At 69.1% G+C, this 16,187-nt stretch carries 14 protein-coding genes; 1 reads left to right on the top strand and 13 read right to left on the bottom strand.

Annotated features, from left to right (window positions below; all coding sequences use genetic code 11):
- Positions 1 to 155: 155 nt before the first annotated feature.
- The 13 genes from ABD678_RS09985 to ABD678_RS09925 form a co-directional block, all read right to left on the bottom strand.
- Positions 156 to 1,169, bottom strand: a complete 1,014-nt coding sequence (locus ABD678_RS09985) for an FtsQ-type POTRA domain-containing protein (RefSeq protein ID WP_344756208.1) — start codon at positions 1,167 to 1,169, stop codon at positions 156 to 158.
- Positions 1,166 to 2,572 (bottom strand): UDP-N-acetylmuramate--L-alanine ligase, encoded by a 1,407-nt coding sequence (gene murC, locus ABD678_RS09980; RefSeq protein WP_425561964.1) that lies wholly within the window; start codon positions 2,570 to 2,572, stop codon positions 1,166 to 1,168. The genes ABD678_RS09985 and murC overlap by 4 nt, the downstream gene beginning before the upstream one ends.
- Positions 2,569 to 3,669 carry a UDP-N-acetylglucosamine--N-acetylmuramyl-(pentapeptide) pyrophosphoryl-undecaprenol N-acetylglucosamine transferase gene (locus ABD678_RS09975; protein WP_344756206.1) on the bottom strand — a complete coding sequence of 367 codons (1,101 nt, stop codon included), beginning with the start codon at positions 3,667 to 3,669 and terminating at the stop codon, positions 2,569 to 2,571. The genes murC and ABD678_RS09975 overlap by 4 nt, the downstream gene beginning before the upstream one ends.
- The gene (ftsW, locus tag ABD678_RS09970) at positions 3,666 to 4,916 is read right to left on the bottom strand and encodes a putative lipid II flippase FtsW (RefSeq protein ID WP_344756204.1); all 1,251 of its coding nucleotides are present in this window, start codon (positions 4,914 to 4,916) and stop codon (positions 3,666 to 3,668) included. The genes ABD678_RS09975 and ftsW overlap by 4 nt, the downstream gene beginning before the upstream one ends.
- A complete protein-coding gene (murD, locus tag ABD678_RS09965) occupies positions 4,876 to 6,405 on the bottom strand; it encodes a UDP-N-acetylmuramoyl-L-alanine--D-glutamate ligase (protein WP_344756202.1) in 1,530 nt (509 codons plus the stop codon). Before murD ends, ftsW begins: the two co-directional genes overlap by 41 nt.
- Positions 6,402 to 7,508: a phospho-N-acetylmuramoyl-pentapeptide-transferase gene (mraY, locus tag ABD678_RS09960; RefSeq protein ID WP_344756200.1), complete on the bottom strand. Its 1,107-nt coding sequence runs from the start codon at positions 7,506 to 7,508 to the stop codon at positions 6,402 to 6,404. Before mraY ends, murD begins: the two co-directional genes overlap by 4 nt.
- Positions 7,508 to 8,911 (bottom strand): UDP-N-acetylmuramoyl-tripeptide--D-alanyl-D-alanine ligase, encoded by a 1,404-nt coding sequence (locus ABD678_RS09955; protein WP_344756198.1) that lies wholly within the window; start codon positions 8,909 to 8,911, stop codon positions 7,508 to 7,510. Before ABD678_RS09955 ends, mraY begins: the two co-directional genes overlap by 1 nt.
- Positions 8,908 to 10,443 carry a Mur ligase family protein gene (locus ABD678_RS09950; protein ID WP_344756196.1) on the bottom strand — a complete coding sequence of 512 codons (1,536 nt, stop codon included), beginning with the start codon at positions 10,441 to 10,443 and terminating at the stop codon, positions 8,908 to 8,910. Before ABD678_RS09950 ends, ABD678_RS09955 begins: the two co-directional genes overlap by 4 nt.
- 13 nt (positions 10,444 to 10,456) lie before the next feature.
- Positions 10,457 to 12,181, bottom strand: a complete 1,725-nt coding sequence (locus ABD678_RS09945; RefSeq protein WP_344756194.1) for a peptidoglycan D,D-transpeptidase FtsI family protein — start codon at positions 12,179 to 12,181, stop codon at positions 10,457 to 10,459.
- 56 nt (positions 12,182 to 12,237) lie between these two features.
- Positions 12,238 to 12,837 carry a hypothetical protein gene (locus ABD678_RS09940; RefSeq protein ID WP_344756192.1) on the bottom strand — a complete coding sequence of 200 codons (600 nt, stop codon included), beginning with the start codon at positions 12,835 to 12,837 and terminating at the stop codon, positions 12,238 to 12,240.
- The gene (gene rsmH, locus ABD678_RS09935) at positions 12,834 to 13,817 is read right to left on the bottom strand and encodes a 16S rRNA (cytosine(1402)-N(4))-methyltransferase RsmH (protein ID WP_344757158.1); all 984 of its coding nucleotides are present in this window, start codon (positions 13,815 to 13,817) and stop codon (positions 12,834 to 12,836) included. Before rsmH ends, ABD678_RS09940 begins: the two co-directional genes overlap by 4 nt.
- A 106-nt stretch (positions 13,818 to 13,923) precedes the next feature.
- Positions 13,924 to 14,355 (bottom strand): division/cell wall cluster transcriptional repressor MraZ, encoded by a 432-nt coding sequence (gene mraZ / locus ABD678_RS09930; protein WP_344756190.1) that lies wholly within the window; start codon positions 14,353 to 14,355, stop codon positions 13,924 to 13,926.
- Between the two features lie 244 nt (positions 14,356 to 14,599).
- Positions 14,600 to 14,968: a DUF3040 domain-containing protein gene (locus ABD678_RS09925; protein WP_344756188.1), complete on the bottom strand. Its 369-nt coding sequence runs from the start codon at positions 14,966 to 14,968 to the stop codon at positions 14,600 to 14,602.
- 75 nt (positions 14,969 to 15,043) lie between these two features.
- On the opposite strand from ABD678_RS09925, the gene ABD678_RS09920 reads away from it, so the two are divergent.
- Positions 15,044 to 16,165 carry a polyprenyl synthetase family protein gene (locus ABD678_RS09920; protein ID WP_344756186.1) on the top strand — a complete coding sequence of 374 codons (1,122 nt, stop codon included), beginning with the start codon at positions 15,044 to 15,046 and terminating at the stop codon, positions 16,163 to 16,165.
- Positions 16,166 to 16,187: the final 22 nt, after the last annotated feature.

Raw genomic sequence — 16,187 nt, 5'->3', positions numbered from 1 at the left:
TATTACTTTCAACCTCTACTTGAGGTTTAAAGTTATGCTCAGTATGCATTTCCTGAAGCTGACGGTAGGCGCGACCTCGTGCACGGACACGCAACCGCTCCCGCGTGTCGTGAAGTCCACGGGCAACGCCCAGCCGGAGCACGCCGGGAACCGGGTCAGCGCGGACGTACGACGGGGCTGAGCGGGGCCGAGACGTCGAACTCGACTTTCGCGTTCTCGCCCTGGGTCGCCATCAGGTCCTGGAGCACACGGGCCTTGAGCGCTGAACGGTCGGCACTGCCCCAGACCACGCGCTGGCCGACGCCCTCGAGCACGAGTGAGACGTCGTCCTTCGAGGTCGCCTGCGCGGTGTCCACCCGTGCGCGGATCGCATCGGGAAGCGCGAGGAGCACCTCGACGACCGCGCGGAACGCGGTACTGTCCACCCCCTTCGAACCGACATCGATGAGCGGGACCCCCGGCATCCGCTGCGCGGAGGTGGACAGCGGAACTCCGGCCGGGTCGACGACCGCGAATCCTGCCGGAGTGGCGATGGTTCCGACCGGCGCACGTTCGACGATGCGCACCACGAGTGTGGCCGGCGGCAGCACCTCCGTCACGAAGCTCCGGATGAGCGGGAAGCCGTCGAGCTCGGTGCGGATCCGGTCGTAGTCGATGAGTGCGAGCGGCGTTCCGAGCTGACCGTCGACGGCGGCCATCACCTCGTCGGCGCTCACCGCAGAGGTGCCCTCGATGCGGATGGTCCGAAGCGCAAGCAACGGGGAGTAGATGGCCACTGCGAGGAGTGCGACCAGCACGACGACGACACCGGCAGCGACGGCCCAGCCGAGCCGTCGGTTGCGCGCCCGCCTGGTGAACCGCCGGATCTCGCGCTTCTCATAGCGGCGTCGATCCCGGGAGGCGGAACGCAGTTCCTTCGTGGCCCTCCCCTGCCTGGACGGGCGCTCGGATGCCGTGGCCGGCGCGGACCGTGCCGGGGCCGACCGCGGTGCACTGGGTTTTGGCGCGCCGGGGCGCGGTTCACTGGGGCGTGGCGCGGCGGGGCGCGGCGCGGCGGTCGGCGCGGAAGGCGTGGATGCGCTGGCCTGCTTCCCCCGGCGGCTGGGCGCCGGCCGCACCACGGGTTCGGGTTCCCGCGGCCGCCCGCCGAATCCCTCTGGCCGCTTCACGCCGACCCCGTTGGCCCGGCCGCCAGCGCCTCGAGCAGCAGGGGGATGATCCGATAGATGTCGCCTCCGCCCATGGGCATGACGATGTCGCCCGGGCGGGCGAGCTCCGCGGCGCGGACGGCGGCATCCGCCCACTCGTCGATGTACTCGACCCGCTCGCCATCCACGAATCGTTCGGCGATGAGCCTCCCGGTGACCCCCGGCTCGGGCTCCTCGCGCGCCGGGTAGATCGGGACGATGATCGTGTGGTCGGCGAGTTCCTCGAAGGTCCTGGCGAACTCGGATGCCATGAGCCGGGTCCTGCTGTACAGGTGCGGCTGGAACACCGGGATGATCCTCCCGCCGCCCACCGCCGCCCGCGCCCCCGCCAGCGCCGCCTGCACCTCGGTCGGGTGATGCGCGAAGTCGTCGTACACCCGGACGCCGCCGACCTCTCCCCTCGGCTCGAAGCGGCGCTCCGTGCCCTCGAACCCGGCTATCGCGTCGATGCTCGCCCGCGGGTCGAAGCCGAGCCCGACGAGAACCCCGAAGGCTCCGGCCGCGTTGAGCGCATTGTGGAGCCCCGGCACCCGCAGTGAGACCCGGAAGTCCAGACCCCGCCAGGCGATCCGGAACGCCACGGCCGGGCCGAGCTCGACCGAGTGAACCCGGACCGTGGCATCGGCATGCTCGCCGAACGTCGTGACGACGCGGTCGGCGAGCCGCGGGGTGACCTCGACAGCGCCGGGGTCGTCGGCGGAGATCACGATCCCTTCGCTCGCGGCACGAGCGAACTCGACGAAGGCGTCCTTGAACGCCGCCTCCGATCCGAAATGGTCGAGGTGGTCGGGGTCGACGTTGGTCACGAGGGCGAAGGCGGTGCGGTAGAGCAGGAAGGAGCCGTCCGACTCATCGGCCTCGACGACGAAGAGGTCACCGGTTCCGGGGAGCGCGCTGACACCGAGCGAACGGAGCACGCCGCCGTTCACGAACCCCGGATCGGCGCCGAGCGCCCGCAGCGCTGTGACGATCATGGCCGTCGAGGTCGTCTTGCCATGCGCACCGGCCACCGCGACGAGGCGGTGCTGCCTGGTGAGCCAGGCGAGAGCGACGGCCCGATGGACGATCGGCAGACCGAGCCTGCGCGCTGCGAGGTACTCGGGATTGTCCTCGGCGATCGCCCCCGTGACGACAAGGGTGTCTGCCGCGGCGACAACCGAGGCGTCATGCCCGATCGTGACGGCCACGCCCTTCGCGCGCAGGGCGGCCACCGTGTCGGTGTCCCGGATGTCGGAACCGGTCACCACGATGCCGGCGGCGAGGAACAGGTGCGCGATGCCGCTCATCCCCGCCCCGCCGATGCCGACGAAGTGCACGCGACCCGGTGCATCCGGCATCGCCTCGTGGAAGTCGGACTTGATCACGAGCGTTCTCCTTCGGTCCGCGCGGCGGCCTCAACGGCCTCCCGGACGAGCGCGACCGTGCGGGCCGTGCCGTCCCGGCTCCCGATCTTCGCAGCCCGGGCGGCGAGCTCGGCGATCGCTGCCCGGTCGCCGAGGATCGAGATGAGCTCGCGGGACACCCACTCCGGCGTGAAATCGGCATTGTCGACGAGCACGGCGCCGCCCGCATCGACGACGCCTTTCGCGTTGAGCCGCTGCTCGCCGTTGCCGATCGCCAGCGGAACGTAGATGGCGGCGACGCCGAGTGCCGTCAGTTCGCTCACCGTCGCCGAACCCGCACGCGCGATCACGAGCTCGGCCGCCGAGAACGCGAGGTCCATCCGGTCGCAGTAGGCGAGGATGCGGTAGCCGGCGAGCGAGGGCTCCGGGAGCGCCGCCCGCTCCCCCGCTATGTGCAGGATGCTCCAGCCGGCACCGAGGATCGTCGCAGCCGCCTCGAAGACGGTCTCGTTGATGCTTCGGGCGCCGAGAGAGCCGCCCGTGACCAGCAGTACGGGCTTCGCCGCGTCGAGCCCGAAATGCTCGAGCGCCTCGTCGTGGCGTACCCGCGGGTCGAGCACCTCGAGCTCGTGCTTCAGGGGCATGCCGACGACGCGCGCATGAGGAAGGCGGGTGCCCGGGAAAGCGACCCCGACGTATCGGGTGAGTCGACTTCCCAGCCGGTTGGCGAACCCGGGTACGGCGTTCGCCTCGTGCACGACGATGGGCACCTTCTGGCGCCAGGCGGCGACGTAGGCGGGGCCGGAGACGAATCCACCGAAACCGACCACGACGTCGATCTCGCGTTCGAGGAGGAGCGCCCGAATGCTGCGCACGACGTCGCGGAACTCCCGCGGAAAGCGCAGGGCGGCACGGCCCACTCGACGGGGAAACGGCACCCTGGCGATCGTGGCGAGCTCGTAGCCACGCTCGGGAACCAGCCGGGCCTCGAGGCCTTCTGCCGTCCCGAGCACGAGGATTGCGTCATCCGACTCCTGCTCGCGCAGGCGGTCGGCGACCGCGAGCAGGGGGTTCACATGGCCGGCCGTTCCTCCGCCGACGAGCAGGTAACGGGTCACCGCACTGCTCGGGGAGGCTGAGGCGCCGGGCTCGCAGCACCCTTTGCCAGGGGCTGCCGCGCGTAGGAGAGCACGATGCCGATCGCGAACAGGGTGGTGACCAGCGCGGATCCGCCCGCGGAGATGAGCGGGAGCGGCACCCCCAGCACGGGAAGCAGGCCGAGCACGACCGCGATGTTGACGAAGGCCTGGACGAGGATCCAGGTCATGACAGCACTCACCGTGATGCGGGCCACCGGGTCGCTGGAGGCCCGGATGATGCGGACGAAGGCGATCGCGAGGACGACGAAGAGTGCGAGGACGACGATCGCGCCGAGAAGGCCCAGCTCCTCGCCGATGATGGCGAAGATGAAGTCGTTGTCGGCCTCCGGCAGCCAGGACCACTTCGCCTTGGAGTTGCCGAGGCCCACTCCGAAGATCCCGCCTGAGGCGAGCGCCCACCAGCCGTGGAGGGTCTGCCAGCAGAGCCCGTTGTAGTCGGCGTCGCTCGCGCATCCGCTCTGCCAGGCGAGGATGCGGTCCTGTCGGGAGCCCCCGGAGACGGAGATGAGGAGGGCGGCGATGACGATGACGACGGCGGGTACGGCGAGGAACCGGAGCCGGACCCCTGCGAAATACAGCGTGCCGAGCACGATGGCGACGAGGATGATGACGGTTCCGAGGTCCCCGCCGAGCAGCACGAGCCCGATCGCCGCGCCCGTGACGATCCCGATAGGCCGTACCAGCTCCCGCCAGTCGTCGAGCACCTCGAGCTTCTTCGCGAGGACGATCCCGAGCCACACCACGAGCGCGACCTTGACGAGCTCCGAGGGCTGGAACGAGAACGTGCCGATCACGAACCAGTTGCGGTTCCCGTTGACCTCGAGGCCGAAATTCGTCGCGATCACGAGGAACTGGAGGGCGACCGCCACGATCATCGCGACCCCGGCCCACTTGCGCCAGAACACGGCGGGCATGCGCGCGGCGAGAAGCATGGCGGGGATGCCGAGGACGGCGAACAGCCCCTGCCGCACGAAACCGGCGAAGAAGTCGTCCGTCGCCTTGTAGGACTCGACGGCAGAGGACGACAGGACCATGACGAGGCCGAAGACGACGAGGAATAGGGTCGCGCCGAGGAGGAGGAAGTAGTTGCTGCTCTCCGCGCCGAAGATGCGGCGGACCGCCACGAGCACCGAAGGGCTGGACGGGGGCGGCGGTGCGGAGCCGCTACCGCCCCGGCGACGGGGACGCGGGGGGCTCGTCGTCATCGGCGTCTCCTCCCCTGTTCCCTTGTGCGACCTTCTCCTGTACGGCGTTCGCAAACCTTCGTCCGCGGTCGGCATAGTCGGTGAACTGGTCCATCGAGGCAGCCGCCGGGGCCAGCAGCACGACGTCGCCGTCGACCGCCAACTCCGCCGCCAGCCGCACGGCCGTCGGCATCACGTCTTCAGTTTCGGCCGTGTCGACCTCCATGACCGGCAGCCCGGGGGCGTGTCGTGCGAATGATGCGAGCACCGCCGTGCGGTCGATCCCGATCACGATCGCTCCGCGCAGCCGGGGTGACATGCTTGCGACGAGCTCATCGGGAGACGCCCCCTTGAAGAGGCCGCCGACGATCCACACGACCGAATCGAAGGCCGTGAGGGATGCGCGCGCCGCGTGCGCGTTCGTCGCCTTGGAGTCGTCGACCCAGGTCACCCCCTCGTGGCGGGCCACGACCTCCGCGCGATGGTGGTCGGCCTTGAAGGCCAGGAGCGCCGACCTGACGGCCGCGATCGGGGCGCCGAAGGACCGGGCCAGTGCGGCTGCCGCGAGAGCGTTCGCGACGAGGTGCGCGCCGCCGAGGCCGACGTCGGCGAGTTCTCCGACCGTGACGATCTCGAGCGCGCTGTCCCGCCGCTCCTCGAGGAAGGCCCGGTCGCAGAGGATGCCCTCGACGACGCCGAAATCGCTCGGGCCGGGGATCCCGAATCCGAATCCGACCGCCCGGCACCCCTCCACGACGTCAGCGGCCTCGACGAGCTCCCGTGTGATGGGGGCGTCCTTGTTGTAGATGCAGGCGATCCTGGTGTTCTCGTAGACCCTGCCCTTGGCCGCGCGATAGGCGGCAGGGGATCCGTGCCAGTCGAGGTGGTCGTCGGCGACGTTGAGGCAGGCGCTCGCCCAGGGCGAGATCGAGCCGAGGTAGTGGAGCTGGAAGCTCGAGAGCTCCACGACGAGCACGTCGAAGCCGCCGGGATCGCGGATGGCGTCGAGCACCGGCACCCCCACGTTGCCGCAGGGCGCTGCGCGCAGGCCCCCCGCCACGAGCATGGCCGCCGTGAGCTGCACCGTCGTGGTCTTGCCGTTCGTTCCGGTGACGGTGATCCATTCGGCCGGCGCACCGTTCTTGTCGCGCAGTCGCCAGGCGAGCTCGACGTCCCCCCACACCGCAGCGCCCGAACCCTGGGCCCAGGCGACGAGCGGATGATGCGGGGCGAAGCCCGGAGACACGATGACGAGCTCGGGGGCGAACTCCTCCAGCCGCCCGGGCACGCCGGCCTCGAGGTCCGCCACGAGCAACTCGACACCGATCACCTCGAGGATCTCGGTCATCGTCGTGTCCGCGGACTTCGTCGCGACGAGCACGGAGCACCCGAGCTCGGCGAGCGTGTCGGCCGCCGAGAACCCGGTCACGCCGAGTCCGAGCACGGCTACCCTGAGCCCGGCCCAGTCGGCGTGCCAGCTGGTGAGAGAGTCGAGGTCCCTGGAGGTCATGGGGCGGTGCTGGAGAGCCACTCGAGGTAGAAGATGCCCACCCCGGCGGCGACGAAGAGGCCGGAGATGATCCAGAACCTCACGACGATCGTGACCTCGGCCCAGCCCTTCATCTCGAAATGGTGGTGGAGCGGACTGGCGCGCCAGATGCGCCTGCCCTTCGTCGCCTTGAAGTAGACGCGCTGGACGAGCACCTGGCTGGTCACGACGACGAAGAGGCCGCCGATGAGCACGAGCAGGAGCTCGGTGCGGGAGAGGATCGCGAGGGCGGCGAGGGCCCCGCCGAGGGCGAAGGAACCGGTGTCCCCCATGATGATCTGCGCGGGCGAGGTGTTCCACCAGAGGAACCCGATGAGCGAGCCGACGATGGCCGCCGCGATGGTCGCGAGCTCGAACGGGGCGGACACGTCATAGCACTTGAACACATTCTCCGCGGCGACGCCGGGGTTGAAGCAGGACTGCTGGGTCTGCCAGAACCCGATGATGACGTACGAGCCGATGGCGAAGATCGAGGCACCGGCGGCGAGCCCGTCGAGGCCGTCGGCGAGGTTCACGGCGTTGGAGGTGCTCACCGTGATGAACACGATCCACACGACGAGGGCGGTGACGCCGGCGACGAGGCCGAAGGCCACGATGAAGTCGAACGGCAGATCCCGGATGAAGCTGACCGCCGTCGACACCGGCGAACGATCGTGGCTGTCGCGGTAATTCACCCCGATGAGGGCGAAGGCCACGCCGACGACGACCGTACCGAGGATCTTGTACCAGCCGCGCAGGCCGAGACTGTTCTGCCTGGACACCTTGAGCAGGTCGTCGATGAAACCGATGAACCCCAGTCCGCCCATCATGAGGATGACGAGCATGGCGCTCGCACTCGGGCGGCCGCCGCCAAGGAGATGCCCCCCGAAGTAGCCGACGATGGAAGCCGTGACGAACACCACCCCGCCCATCGACGGCGTGCCCCGCTTCATGACGTGGGTCGTCGGGGTGTCGGCCCTGATGAACTGACCGAGGCCGAGCCGGCGGAACAGTTTCGCGAACAACGGGGTGAGGAGCAGGGCGAAGACCATCGAAATGCCTGCGGCGAAGAGAAGGGCGAGCATCAGCTGACCCCGGCGATCCGGTCGCCCAGCAGCCGCAGCCCCGCCGAGTTGGATGATTTCACGAGGACGACATCTCCTGACCGCAGTTCACCACGCAACAGATCGTATGCCCCGTCGGCATCCGTCACGAGCACCGACTCCCCGTTCCACGAACCCTCGAGTCCGGCCGCGTTGTGGATGTGACGCGCACCGTGGCCGACGACCACGAGTATGTCGATGTTCAGCCGCACGACGAGTCGTCCGATCCGATCGTGCTCTTCGTCACTGTATTCCCCCAGCTCGGCCATCTCGCCGAGGACGGCGATCGCGCGGTTGGCTCCTCGCGTGACCTCGGCCAGTGTCTTGAGGGCGGCCGCCATCGAGTCCGGGCTCGCGTTGTACGCGTCGTTGATCACTGTGACGCCGTCCGGTGCGGCAAGGAGCTCCATCCGCCAGCGCTCGGCGCGGGCGAGCTCCTCCAGCGCTTCGACGGCCTCGTCGAACCCGACCCCGAATTCGCGCACGGCGGCGAGGGCGGCGAGGGCGTTCATGACGTTGTGCTCCCCGAGGATGCGCAGGGTCGCGGTCGTACGCGTCTGGCCCGCGACGAGCGTGAACTCCGTCCCGCGCACCGTGGTCGCCACGTCCTCCGCGCGCACGTCGGCAGACTCCGAGAGACCGAAGGTCACGACCCGCGCACGCGTGCTGCCGGCCATGGCGGCGACCCTCGTGTCGTCGGCGTTGAGGACCGCGACGGCATCCGCCGGCAGCTCGGTGACGAGTTCCGCCTTGGCTTTCGCGGTCTCCTCGATGCTGCCGAATCCGCCGGCGTGGGCAAGGCCCACCTTGAGCACGATCGCGACATCCGGCACGACGATCGAGACGAGCCGGGAGATCTCCCCCGGCGCGCTCGCCCCCATCTCGACGACGAGGAACCGCGTCTCGCGATCCACCCCGAGCATGGACAGCGGTGCGCCGACCTGGTTGTTGAAGGAGCCGCGCGGCGCGACGACGGGACCCACTCGCTCGAGGATCGCCCTCAGCATGTTCTTGGTCGTCGTCTTGCCGTTCGAACCGGTCACGGCGACGACGCGAAGCCTTCCCTGAGAGCGCACCGTGGCGACGACCGAGCGCGCGAGCGTCGAGAGGGCCGCGAGGGAGTCGTCGACGACGACGATCGGAACGCCGAGGTCGAGCTCGGCCTCGGCGACGACGAGCACGGCACCGGAAGCGACGGCGGATGCCGCGAACTCGTGGCCGTGGGTCGTCTCGCCCTGCAGCGCGAAGAAGATGCTGCCGGGCTCTGCGAGCCGGGAGTCGGCCACGACCGGCCCGTCCACGACATCCGGGATCGTCGCGCCGTCGGGACGGAACAGTCGGCCGCCGACGATGCCGGCGAGCTCCGCCGGCGTGAGTTCGATCACCAGCCGGCCTCGCGCAGCGCCGCGCGCGCTTCGGCCCTCGCCGAGTACGGGGTGCGCACGCCCTCGATGTCGCGGTAGTCCTGGTGCCCGGGACCAGCCCAGAGGATCGAGTCGCCCTCCTGGGCGAGGGAGACCGCGTGTCGGATCGCCTTCTCCGGCGGGCTCACCTCGTGCAGCTCGGCCTGGTGCTCGGCGAGCCCGGCCCCGTGGATGAGCATCTTCCTGATCGCCTCAGGGTTCTCGAACCGCGGGTGGTGATCGGTGATGACGAGGATGTCGGAGTACTCCGAGGCGACCCGGCCCATCTCGTCGCGCTTGGTGGCGTCGCGGTCGCCGTCCGCTCCGACGACCATGATGACCCGGCCGCTCGTGACCTTCCGCACGGCGCCGAGGGTGTTGAGGAAGGCATCCGGACTGTGCCCGAAGTCGACGTAGACGGTCGGGCCGCTCTCGCCGGAGACGCGCTCCGTGCGGCCGGGGAGGTAGGCGTCGATACCGTCCTGGATGGCGTGCCCGATCGCCTCGAGCTCGAAACCGGCCTCGACGAGCATGACGATCGCGAGTCCGGCGTTGGCCGCCATGTGCCAGCCGATGAGCGGGACGGTCGTCTCGAGGGTCCGCCCCTCCGGGCCGGTCAGGCGGAAGGCCGTGTGCTCGGCGCGTTCGTCGAGGATCTCGACCCTCCACTCCGCGTCGACGCCCTCGGTGGCCGAGATCGTCGTCACCGGGATGTGCGATCCCTCGACGACGCGCTGGCCCCAGGCGGTGTCGAGCGAGACCACACCGCGCTTGCCGCGCTCGGGCTCGAAGAAGGCGAGCTTCGCCTGGAAGTACTCCTCCATGTCGACATAGTCGTCGAGGTGATCGTGGCTGAGGTTCGTGAAGGCGACGACGTCGAAGACGATGCCGTCGACCCGGTTCCTGCTGAGCGCCTGTGCGCTCACCTCGACGGCGACAGCGCGCACCCCGCCCTCGCGCATCCTCGCGAGCAGTGCATGGAGCTCGCTCGCCTCGGGCGTCGTGAGCCTGCTCACGACGGTGAGATCGCCGATGTGACGCTCCGCGGTCGAGCTGAGTCCCGTGACGAGTCCGAGCTGACGCAGGATGCCCTCGAGCAGGTACGCGGTCGAGGTCTTGCCGTTGGTTCCTGTCACGCCGAGGAGCAGCGGCGGGTCGACGCTGGTCTGGTAGACCCAGGCCGACACGTCGCCGAGTGCAGCCCGAGGCGAGTCGACGATCACGACGGGCAGCCCGGAGCCGGCGGCGAGCGTGGCCCCCGCCCGATCGGTGAGAAGGGCGACCGCTCCGCTTTCGCGCGCATCCGCGGCGAAGGACGCCCCATGGCTGTGCTCGCCGGCCAGGCCGACGAAGAGATCGCCGGGGTGCACCTCGCTCGTGCGCACGGTCACGCCGCTGATCTCGACGCCGTCGACCGTTCCCTCGTACTCGAGCCCGAACTCCGCGATGAGTCCAGCGAGGGATCGTGCGGAGGGATGCTCGGGACGAAGGACCGGGGGGATCCGACCAGTCAATGCATCCTCTTTCTCACCAGGTCGTCGGGTAGCCGGGACCCGGCTTCGTCGATGGCGGCACCCGGTAGGTCTTCAGCACCTGCGTCATGATCTTACGGAATGTGGGCGCCGCAGCGGCTGATGACTTCATGATATGCGGCTTCACGTAGGTGACGATGACCACGTACTCGGGGTTCTCGGCGGGGGCGATACCCGCGACCGACACGATGAAGTCGTTGCCGTATCCACCGGTCGGCAGGGCGACCTCGGCGGTTCCGGTCTTCGCCGCGATGCGATACCCGGGAATGCTCAACTGGGACGACAGCCAGCCGCCGGTCACGACGCTCTCGAGCATGGCGACGGTCGTGGCGGCCGCTTTCGGCGTGATGATCTGCTCGGTGTCGGTCGACGGCGTGCTGGTCACGGTCCCGTCGGGGGCGGTGCAGCTCTCGACGAGGGTGAGCGGGACCTGCTTGCCACCGTTCGCGATCGCCTGGTAGGCGGACAGCATCTGCGCGAACGTCACGGAGACGCCCTGCCCGTAGGTCGTGTCGTAGTTCTGCTGGGTGTTCCAGTTCGAGGCGAGGATCCCGGAGGCCTCCCCCTGGAAGTGGATCGGCGTCGCCTCGCCGAAACCGTACTTGCGCAGGTAGTCGTACCGGACGCCCGCCTTCAGCCGCGTCCCGAGCATCGACATCCCGACGTTGGAGGACTGTTCGAGTACGCCGGTGAGGGTCCAGCGCATGTCTCCGTGCGGCGCCGAGTCCCGGATGCGGGCACCGTCCGGCGTGTGCCAGATCCCCGGCACCGTCACGCGCGTCGTGGGAGAGGCCGCCCCCTCGTTGACGAGCATCGAGGCCGTGATGGCCTTCATGATCGATCCGGGCTCGAACATGTAACTGAACGCACGGGACCCGTAGAACGGAATGTCGGTGCCGTTGACGTTGTTGGGGTCGACCGCCGGGTAGTCGGCCAGCGCCATGAGGTGCCCGTCGCTCACGCGAACGACCCCCGCCATCGCGGATTCGGCGCCCAGGGCGACCGCCTGCTCGGCGATGGCCTGCTGCACGTACCACTGCAGGTCCCTGTCGATCGTGAGCTGCAGCGTTCCGCCGGGGACGGCCTCCCGCGTGGTGACGGTGCTTCCGGGAAGCCGCACACCGTCCGCCCCCCGCTCGTAGGTCGATACGCCGTCAACGCTCGCGAGGCAGGAGTCCTCGGTCGCCTCGAGGCCGTTCTGCGGTCCGTCCGTGCCGACGAATCCGACGAGGTTGCCGGCCACCGCGCCGGCCGGGTAGGTGCGGTGCTGCTGGGGCTGCGCGTAGATCCAGGGAATGCCCAGGTCGCGGATCGCACGGAAGGTCTCGATGTCCACTCCCTTGACGAGCATGGCCCAGTCCGACGTCGGATCGGCCGTCACCGCCAGCAGCAGGTCGTTGGCGGTCGTCCCGGTGAGTGCGGCGATCTCGGTCACGGCCTGCAGCACCGTGACCTTCGAGATGGATCCGTCGTCTTCCCTGCGGTTGAACTCCCCGGCGTTCCTCGGCGACGCCGTGATGTCGTACCGTGTGACGCTGTCGGCCAGGACGACCCCGTTCGTGTCCACGATCTCGCCGCGCGGCGCCACCACCGGCGTCTCGATCGCGCGCTTGTCGAACGACTCCGTGTTGAAGTCCGCCGCTTTCACGATCTGGATGTCGACGAGGCGCACGACGAAGACGCCGACGATCGCAAAGGTCATCAGGATCGCGATCGCCAATCGCCGACGGGACGCTCGCTGACGGGTCACTGTCTCCATACCTCCCGGCCGACGGCCTACCGTGTGATCGGGGATGGCAGCCCCTGCGGTGTCGACGCTACCGACCCGCTGGAGGCGAGTGCGCCAGGCGCGCCCGGGCCGGCGCTGTCTCCCGTTTCAGCCGATGTCGCGGCAACCGCGGTCATCGGCACGTCGTCGAGGAGCTCGTTCGGGATGAGCGGCCCGCCATCCTTCCCCTGCCGGATGCCGTCCGTGGCTTTCGCAGCGACGGGCGAACCGAGCACGGCGCCGTCGGCAAGCCGCAGGTAGGCGGTGCTGGAGTTGCTGACCATGCCGAGCGTCTCCGCGTTCGCGGCGAGGTGCTGCGGCGACTCGAGTACCTGGAGCTCTTCGGAGATGGCCTGCTGATCGCGCGCGAGCTCACGCTGCTCCTGCTGGAGGCTCGAGATCTGGTAAGCGCCCTCGGAGACGACGATGCTGAGCAGCAGTTGGGCGATGAGGATGGCGAAGAGCCCGGCCACGGTCACGAGCGCATAGACGGCTCGCGGGCGCGCCTTCCTCTGGCCGCGGCTGAGCGCGACCTCGAGGTGACGGCGGGTCGGAGTCTCTGCAGGCCCGATGCGGCGAGGCGCCTGAACCGCGGCGACGGCGCTCATGCCGCTCTCCTGACGCGCTCGACCGCGCGCAGACGCACGGGAGCCGACCTCGGGTTGGCCGCGAGCTCCTCGGCGCCCGCCTTCTCGGCGCCGCGGACCAGCAACCGGAGCACCGGGCGATGCTCCGGCAGTTCGACGGGAAGTCCGGAGGGCGCGGTCGAGGCGGCACCGGCTGCGAAGACCTGCTTGACGATGCGATCCTCGAGGGACTGGTAGGCGAGCACGACGATGCGGCCGCCCAGCTCGATCGCGTCGATCGCGGCGGGGATGGCGCGCTCGAGCACGGCGAGCTCCTGGTTGACCTCGATGCGCAGCGCCTGGAACACCCGCTTGGCCGGATGCCCTGTGCGTCGTGCCGCCGCAGGGGTGGCCGCCTCGATGAGTTCGACGAGCTGCGCGGAGCGCACGAGCCTCGAGGCCTCCCGACGTTCGACGATGCGCCTCGCGTAGCGCGGAGCCAGTTTCTCCTCGCCGTAGCTCCAGAAGATCCTGCGCAGTTCGGCCTCGCTGTACTCGGCGAGGATGCGCTCGGCCGTGAGCGGGGAGGTCTTGTCCATGCGCATGTCGAGCGGGGCATCCTTCGAATAGGAGAAGCCGCGCTCCGCCCGGTCGAGCTGGAGCGAGGACACCCCGAGGTCGAACAGGATGCCGGAGACGGCGGCGATGCCGAGCTCATCGAGCACTGCGGCGAGCTCGTCGTAGACGGCGTGTACGAGGTGGATGCGGCCGGAGAAGGCGGCGAGTCGCTCCCCCGCGATCGCGAGGGCGTCCGGGTCGCGGTCGATTCCGACGAGCACGAGGTCGGGGAAGCGCGCGAGGAACGCCCGCGCGTGGCCGGCCATACCGAGGGTGGCATCCACGAGCACAGCGCCTGGCCGTTCCAGTGCGGGCGCGAGCAGTTCGACCGTGCGGTCGAGCATGACCGGCTGGTGGATGCTGTTGCCGTGCGTTTCGCGTGCGCTGTCCTGGTGTGCTGTCATGAGGAGGTCCGGCCGAGGATCCCGCCCCCTGATCCCCATCCGCACCAGACCTGGCACCGGGGAAGTGTGTCAGGGCCGGACTCGGCTGGGAGTCAGGAACCGGGAGCTAGAAGAGTCCGGGAATCACCTCCTCGGTGATCTCGGAGAAGCCGCTCTCCTGCTCGGTGTAATAGGTGTTCCAGGCTTCGGTGTCCCAGATCTCGGCGCGGTTGCCTGCACCGATGACGGTGAGTTCGCGGTCGAGACCCGCGTAACCGCGCAGCAGCGCCGGGACCGTCACGCGGTGCTGCTTGTCCGGCACCTCGGAGTGCGCGCCGGAGAGGAAGAGCCTCAGGAAGTCGCGGGCCTGCTTGCTCGTGACGGGGGCCTGGCGGATCTTCTCGTGCAGTTCTTCGAACTCGCGAACGCTGTAGACGTACAGGCAGCGCTCCTGGCCGCGAGTGATGACGATGCCCGCCTCGAGCTCGTCCCAGAACTTGGCCGGGAGGATGATGCGGCCCTTGTCGTCGAGCTTGGGGGCGTAGGTGCCAAGGAACATCCGCGGTCCTCCCCCCTCGTTCTCCGGCCCGGATTCAGGTGTGCTCCACTTTACTCCACTTCCCACCACAAAACAACGAGATTGCCTCTAAGCATGGAGAGGTGTGTCGCGACAGCCCAGTAAACATGGACAATCATGCGGTGGAGGATGGTGGAGGGAAAGTAGCGAGAACAGCCCTGATCCGTCCGACTCCGGACACAAAAAAAGGGCCGACCCGAAGGTCGACCCGAGATGAGACGCGGAGCTAGTTCCCGTGGCCCTCCTGGCGACGGTCCCAGCGCTCGTTCATGCGGTCCATGAATCCACTGTGCTCCGCCTTGCCCCGGTCATCCGCCTCGACGGGAACCGCGGCCCCCTTCGACCGGCTGAGCGCCAGCAGCACACCGACGAACATGACGATGAAGCCGAGCACCCCGACGAGAGGCAGGCGCGTGGCGACGCCGATCACGATGCCGACGATCCCGATGATGCCGATCAGGACGCCGACGACGATCATCCGGTAGTTGGGGCGCGAAGACCGGCTGCCGACGGTCGCGACGAAGTCGGCGTCGTTCTGATAGAGGCTTCGCTCCATCTCCTCGAGGAGGCGCTGCTCCTGCTCGGATAGCGGCATGGTCACTCCCCTCAGGAACGAGATCGACGCTGTCGCTCACCATTGTATGCTCACCGGGCTGGCTAGGCTAGGAGCGTGGCTGAGAGTACGCGGTTAGTCGACCTGGTCCAGGACGCCATCGACGACTTCCTCGACCAGCGACAGCCGCATCTCGCCGGCATCGCACCCGAGCTCTCCCCCTTCATCGACTACTCGCGGGACCTCCTGCGCGGAGGAAAGCGCTTCCGCGCCCTGTTCTGCTATTGGGGCTGGCAGGCGGTGAGCGGCAGGGTCGACGACGCCGACCCATTGCCCGGCACCACGGAGGACGAGGATCTGAGGGCGGCGGTGCTTGCGGCCGGCGCACTCGAGATCTTCCACGCCGCCGCGCTCGTCCACGACGACATCATCGACAACTCGGACACCCGCCGCGGGGGTTCGGCCGTGCACCGCCGCTTCGAGGCCGCCCATCGTGACAACGGCTGGACGGGCGACGCCACAGGGTTCGGCCGTTCGGCGGCCATGCTGCTCGGCGACCTCCTGCTCGCCTGGAGCGAGGAGGCCTTCGATGCCGCCCTCGCACTGCTCTCCTCCCCCGGTGCGGTCGCCGCCGCGCGCGCGGAGTTCAATCGCATGCGCACCGAGGTCATGGTCGGCCAGTACCTCGACATCCTCGACGAGCAGGCCTGGCGCAGTCACCCCGAATCGGAGCAGCTCTCCAGGGCGCACCGCGTCATCGTCTACAAATCGGCCAAGTACAGCGTCGAGGCGCCGCTCGTGATCGGGGCGGCGCTCGGCGGAGGCACGATCGACGAGCTTTCGGCCCTGAGGTCCTTCGGGCTCCCGCTGGGGATCGCCTACCAGCTGCGCGACGACCTGCTCGGCGTTTTCGGCGACCCGGGGGTGACCGGCAAACCCTCCGGCGACGACCTGCGGGAGGGCAAGCGCACCGTGCTCATCGCGCTCGCGAGGACGAAGCTTCCGGCCAACGCCGTGCGCTTCCTCGATGAGCTGCTCGGCGACCGTGGCCTGACCGAGCTTCAGGTGCGGATGCTGCAGGATGCCATCCGGGACAGCGGCGCGGTCGAGCACGTCGAACGCGTCATCCGCCACAACGTCGAACTCGCCACCGACGCCCTGAAGGATGCCCCGATCACGACGAGTGCGCGGGAGCAGCTCATCCGGCTCACCGACACGGTCATCGTCCGCTCCGCCTGAGACCGTCAGGGCTCTGCTCTGG

This window comes from Leifsonella bigeumensis, assembly GCF_039537265.1.
GTDB lineage: Bacteria > Actinomycetota > Actinomycetes > Actinomycetales > Microbacteriaceae > Terrimesophilobacter > Terrimesophilobacter bigeumensis.
The sequence above is the reverse complement of the archived record's forward strand: the minus strand, read 5'-3'. Positions and strand labels throughout refer to the sequence as shown.